This window comes from Streptomyces anatolicus (assembly GCF_019400875.1).
Lineage (GTDB): Bacteria > Actinomycetota > Actinomycetes > Streptomycetales > Streptomycetaceae > Streptomyces > Streptomyces anatolicus.
This window is the reverse complement of record NZ_WMBF01000467.1, coordinates 1-4950: the sequence shown is the minus strand read 5'-3', so window position 1 is coordinate 4950 and position 4950 is coordinate 1. Positions and strand designations below refer to the sequence as shown.

The 4950-nt window shown below is 70.4% G+C and carries 5 protein-coding genes; 1 reads left to right on the top strand and 4 read right to left on the bottom strand.

The genetic code is table 11. The annotated features are described in order from the left end of the window. Positions 1-372: 372 nt before the first annotated feature. From GKQ77_RS27560 to GKQ77_RS27550, 3 genes are read right to left on the bottom strand one after another with little or no spacing between them, the layout of a single operon-like run. Positions 373-1281 (bottom strand): ADP-ribosylglycohydrolase family protein, encoded by a 909-nt coding sequence (locus GKQ77_RS27560; protein ID WP_219691640.1) that lies wholly within the window; start codon positions 1279-1281, stop codon positions 373-375. Between the two features lie 12 nt (positions 1282-1293). Then, positions 1294-1953: a histidine phosphatase family protein gene (locus GKQ77_RS27555; RefSeq protein ID WP_125515505.1), complete on the bottom strand. Its 660-nt coding sequence runs from the start codon at positions 1951-1953 to the stop codon at positions 1294-1296. 34 nt (positions 1954-1987) lie between these two features. Continuing rightward, positions 1988-3598, bottom strand: coding sequence for an ABC-F family ATP-binding cassette domain-containing protein (locus GKQ77_RS27550; RefSeq protein ID WP_372459997.1), 1611 nt, complete (start codon positions 3596-3598; stop codon positions 1988-1990). Between the two features lie 117 nt (positions 3599-3715). Between GKQ77_RS27550 and GKQ77_RS27545 the strand changes: the two genes are divergently transcribed. Continuing rightward, positions 3716-4426 (top strand): TetR/AcrR family transcriptional regulator, encoded by a 711-nt coding sequence (locus GKQ77_RS27545; RefSeq protein WP_219691638.1) that lies wholly within the window; start codon positions 3716-3718, stop codon positions 4424-4426. Between the two features lie 24 nt (positions 4427-4450). Here GKQ77_RS27545 and GKQ77_RS27540 read toward each other — a convergent pair. Next, the coding region (locus GKQ77_RS27540) for a DUF4937 domain-containing protein (RefSeq protein ID WP_219691637.1) at positions 4451-4950 on the bottom strand (500 nt) is incomplete at its 5' end.

Sequence of the window (4950 nt, the reverse complement as noted above, 5' to 3'; positions counted from 1 at the left end):
GGGCTCCACCTGGGGCTCAGCCCGGCGGCCTTCGGCTGACGCGTCACCGCCTGCTGATGCCTCGCCGCTGACTGAGGCCTCGCCGCTGACCGATCCGTCAGCGCTGACTGACGCATCGCCACCAGGCGCATCACCGCTCGCTGATATGTCGGACACGGGACCCCCTCCCGGCCGGGTTCTCCGTGCGGCACGCGGCGGACAGGGATGGCCGCAGGGCCGCTGCCGGGACCGGCATCTCGTTCAACGCACGCAAGTCAAGATCAACTGGCGGACCGCATCAGCGTATCCCCGCCGCTGTCGCCCGCTCCCGCCCCGGACACCCTGTGGCACGACCGTGACGTTGAATCGCCCGGCCTGTCTGCCATGCCGGGATCAGACCTTGCCGACCGGCACCCAGTCCGGCAGCTTCTCGGTTCGCTCCAGCCACTCCGCGGGCGGCGCCCCGCCGTCCCCGGCAGCGATGACGCCTCCCACGATGGCGCAGGTCGTGTCCATGTCGCCGCCCACCTGGGCGGTCTCCCAGATGGCCCTCTCATACGCCCCGAGGCCACGCGCGGCCGACCACAGCGCGAACGGCACAGTGTCATGGGCCGTCGTGCGGCGCCCGCACCCCAGGACCGCGGCGACCGTCGCCGCGTCGCCGTAGTCGAGCATGTCCCGCGCCCTGCGCAGCCCCGCCCCGACCGCACTGCGCGGCACCAGGGCGATGACCCCGTCGAGAAGAGCCTTCGGCGTGGGCGGCCCCGCGGGGTCCGCCGTCAGCGCCGCCGCCGCGGCCACCGCCATGGCACCGACCACGGCCTCCCGGTGCTGATGCGTGGGATAGGCCGAGATCTCCGCCTGGTGCGTCGCCTGTTCCGGGTCGTCCGCGTACCAGGCGCCTAGCGGGGCGATGCGCATAGCGGCGCCGTTGCCCCAGGACCCCTGCCCCTTGAAGAGCGCGGAGGCCAGCTCACGCCAGTCCCCACCCTCACGGACCTGCCTCAGCAAACGGTTCACGGCGGGACCGTAACCACGGTCGAAGTCATGATGCTCGGCGAAGGACTGGGCGAGCGCGTCCTGCTCGATCCGCCGGTGCTTGCCGAGCACGGTCAGCACGGAGCAGGCCATCTCGGTGTCGTCGGTCCACTGCCATGGGCCGTCCGGCAGCTGTCGGTGCTTGAGCAGTGGGTAATGCGCGGGCACGAAGAACTGGGAGCCCAGCGCGTCCCCCACCGCCAGTCCGCGCAGGCTGGCCAGAGCGCGCTCCAGGCGCCGGTCGGGAGAGAAGTCAGCGGTCATCGCCCTGCCACTCTATCCGGTGACGCCGTACGGCTCTGGTTCGCGCCAGCGTTCGAACGGGCGGTCCAGTGCGTACTTGCCGTCTTCACCGAGCACCAGCATCCTCATCTCGCCGTTCCCCGGGTTGGAGAGCGATTCGAACTCGGCCACCGACCAGTGGAACCAGCGCATGCAGAACAGTCGCATGGTGAGTCCGTGCGTGACGAGCAGGACATTGGGCGGGTGGTCGGGGGCCTCGAAACTCCGGTAGAGGCTCTCCAGGAAGGCCCCCACCCTGTCGTAGACGTCGGCTCCCGACTCGCCCTGCGCGAAACGGTAGAAGAAGTGTCCGTACGCGTCCCGGTACGCCTTCTGCAGACGTACGTCGTCCCTGTCCTGCCAGTTGCCCCAGTCCTGCTCGCGCAGCCTGGGCTCCTCGCGCACCCGCACCAGCTCGGGGTCGAGCCGGAAGGCCTGGAGCGTCTCGTGCGTGCGGCGGTACGGCGAGACGTACACGCTCACCCGCTCTCGGCCGAGCACTTCCCGTAGCTGTTTTCCCGCGTCCGCCGCTTGGGCCCACCCCGTCTCGGTGAGTGCGAGAGCGTGATCGGGCTCGCGCTCGTACACGGTGTCGTCGGCGTTGCCCGCCGACTCGCCGTGCCGGACCAGGATGATGCGCCGCGGGCGTGCCATGCGGAAACCCTAGATCGGTTGGGAGTCGGGCGGGTCAGCCGGGTAGCCGTCCGGACTCCATCCGGCGTATTCGACCCGTGAAACGCCGGCGCAGCGATCGGTCGTGCGAGACGACGACCAGCGCTCCTGGCCACTGGTCGAGCGCCGTCTCCAGCTCTTCGACCAGGCCGAGCGCCAAGTGGTTGGCGGGCTCGTCGAGGAGTAGCAGGTCCGCGGGGCGGGTAAGCAGGCGCGCCAGGGCCAGCCTGCGGCGCTGTCCGGCGGAGAGCACCCCCACGGGGAGGTGCAGGTCGCGCTCCCGGAAGAGGCCGTACGACAGGAGCAGTCCCGTCTGCTCCTCCTCGGTCAGGCCGAGGCCCTTGCCGAACACTTCGAGGACTCGCTCGGCAGGGCGCCGTACCGGTATCTCCTGGGGGAGATAGCCGGTCCGCCCTCTGCGGACGACGGTCCCGTGGTCAGGCTCCAGGACGCCTGCCATGGTGCGCAGCAAGGTGGACTTCCCCGCGCCGTTACCCCCGTGGATCAGCAGCCGCTCGCCCGCCGACACCGTCAGCTCGTCCACGGCGAGCCGCTCGCCCACGCGCACATCGCGCAGGGTCACCAGCGCACCTTCGGCGGCGCCCGCCACGGGGTGCGCCGCGAACCTCAGCGGCTCGGGCGGTTTGGCGACCGGCTGCTCGCGCAGTCTGCGCAGCCGCTCCTGCGCGTTGCGCACGCGGCCCGCGACGGAGGCCTGGACGCGGCCGCCCGCTCGGTCGTACGCCATCTTGTTGTTGTCCTTCATGCCGCGCCCACCGGCGACGGCATGGGCGGTGGTCGCCATGAACTCCTGGAGCCGGTCCGTCTCCTCGCACCAGCGCGCGTACTCCTGCTCCCAGCGCGAGCGGGCGGCTGACCGTGCGGCGAGCAGTCCCTGATAGCCGCCGCCGTGCCGCACCACCGTCCTGCGGTCGGCGTCCACTTCGAGGATCGCGGTGGCGACCCGCTCCAGGAAGGTCCGGTCGTGGGAGACCGCGACCACAGTGCCGCGGTGTGCCGTCAGGGCACTCTCCAGCCAGTCGAGCGCCCCCTCGTCCAGGTGATTGGTCGGTTCGTCCAGGAGCATGACTTCCGGCGCGGCCGCGATGAGGCAGGCCAGGCCGAGCCGCGCCTGTTCGCCGCCGGACAGGCTGCCAAGGATCCTGTCCTTGCCGATGTGCCCGAGCCCCAGGCCGTTCATCGCCTTGTCCACGCGCGCGTCCGCCTCATAGCCGCCGCGCATCTCGAAGGCGGTGAGCAGATCGCCGTACTCACCTAGGGCCTGACCGGTGGCGGAACCGAGGCTCGCCTCGAGGTCGCGCAGCCGTCGCTCCATGGAACGCAGCTCGGCGAGCGCCGCATCGATCGCGTCCTCGACCCTGCGGTCCGCGGGCAGTTGGGGAGTCTGTGCGAGCAGCCCGACCCCCTGTCCGGCGACGGTCACGATCTCCCCCTCATCGGGCTGTTCGTCGCCGGACATCAGGTGCAGCAAGGTGGACTTGCCCGCGCCGTTCTCCCCCACGACGCCTATGCGCTCACCCGGCCTGATCGCGAGGGACACACCATCGAACAGCAGCCGCTCGCCACGCGCCTTGGTCACGCGATGCAGAGAGATCTGAGTAGGCAAGGGCACCCCCGGGTCCATATCCACACCTGCCAAACGCAACGGTAGTCGCGTTACGATGAGTGTGACACACACGTCAGGCCTAACGCAACAGAAGTAGCAATTGAGAGGGGTCGCATCATGGCCGACAAACCTGTCGCCGCTGGTCAGAGCAGCCGACGAGGTGCCGGGTCACCGCAAAACGCGGCATCGAAGCCCGCCGAGGCGGAGCCAGCAGCGACAGCTACGGCCGCCGCCCCCGGCACCCGCCGCCCCGGCGGCCGCACCGCCCGCACCCGCGCCGCCGTCCGCGACGCCGTGCTGAGCGGCCTGGCCGACCATGGCTATCCCGGTCTCACCGTCGAATACGTGGCCGATCATTCGGGCGTCCACAAGACCACGCTGTACCGCCGCTGGGGCGGTCTCGAAGGGATGGTCGCGGACGCCCTGGACATGGCGGGCGAGGACACATGGACTCCGCCGGACACCGGCAGCCTGGAGGGAGACCTGCGCGAGCTCGCCCGGGAAGTGGTCGACTCCTTCTCCGACGAGGCGACGGCCGCCGCGCCCACCGCCTTCATCGCCGCGGCCTTCCAGTCGGAGCGGGCAGCCGAAGCCCTTCACGCCTTCTACGCCGAGCGGTTCAGCCGCTGCGAGGCAGTCGTCGCCCGCGCCGTGGAGCGCGGTGAGGCGGCCCCGGACGTCGACTCGGCCGCGCTCGTCCGTGCCGTCTCGGCACCCCTGTTTCTCCGGGTGTTCATCACCCGTGAGCCGATCGATACAGCTCTCGCCGATCAGTCGGCGGCGGCCGCCGTCGCCGCCCTCCGCGCGGGAGCGTTCACCCGACGGTGACAGCGGCCACCCGGCAGAAAGCGCTCACACCGTCCATGACGGCTCCAACTGCACGATGTCGCCGGCGAGAGCGGAGACATCGGCGTCCGTCTGCGCACGCAACGAAAGACGTTCCACCCGTTCGGCACGGTACTTGCCGTGCTCGGCAGCGGACTGCCACATGGAGAGCACGAGGAATTCGTGTCCAGGCGCCTCTCCGAAGAGACCGCGCACCATTCCGGGCGACCCCGCCATCGCCGGATTCCAGACCTTCTCCTGCATCAGTGCGAAGTGGTCCACCCTCGCTTCACGGACCCGGCAGTGCGCGACACGCACCACGTCGGCGTCCGTGAAGCGCGGCTCGAACCCCGTCTTCACGTCGAAACGGTGATCGAACAGCTTGGCCTGGAGGTCCTTGTAGGTACCCCCCTGTGCGGCCGCGAGGCGGTCGTGCGAGCGGGCCATGAAGGAGTCGTAGAAGGGACGGCTCTCCCAGAAGGCGAAGACATGGGCGACGCCCGCCCGCTCTCTGCTCCACCCCCCGC

What these genes read in the sequence shown, in the direction of transcription:
- GKQ77_RS27560 (WP_219691640.1), bottom strand. Translation starts at nt 1,281, where the DNA reads ATGACCGCTGACTTCTCTCCCGACCGGCGCCTGGAGCGCGCTCTGGCC.
- GKQ77_RS27555 (WP_125515505.1), bottom strand. Translation starts at nt 1,953, where the DNA reads ATGGCACGCCCGCGGCGCATCATCCTGGTCCGGCACGGCGAGTCGGCG.
- GKQ77_RS27545 (WP_219691638.1), top strand. Translation starts at nt 3,716, where the DNA reads ATGGCCGACAAACCTGTCGCCGCTGGTCAGAGCAGCCGACGAGGTGCC.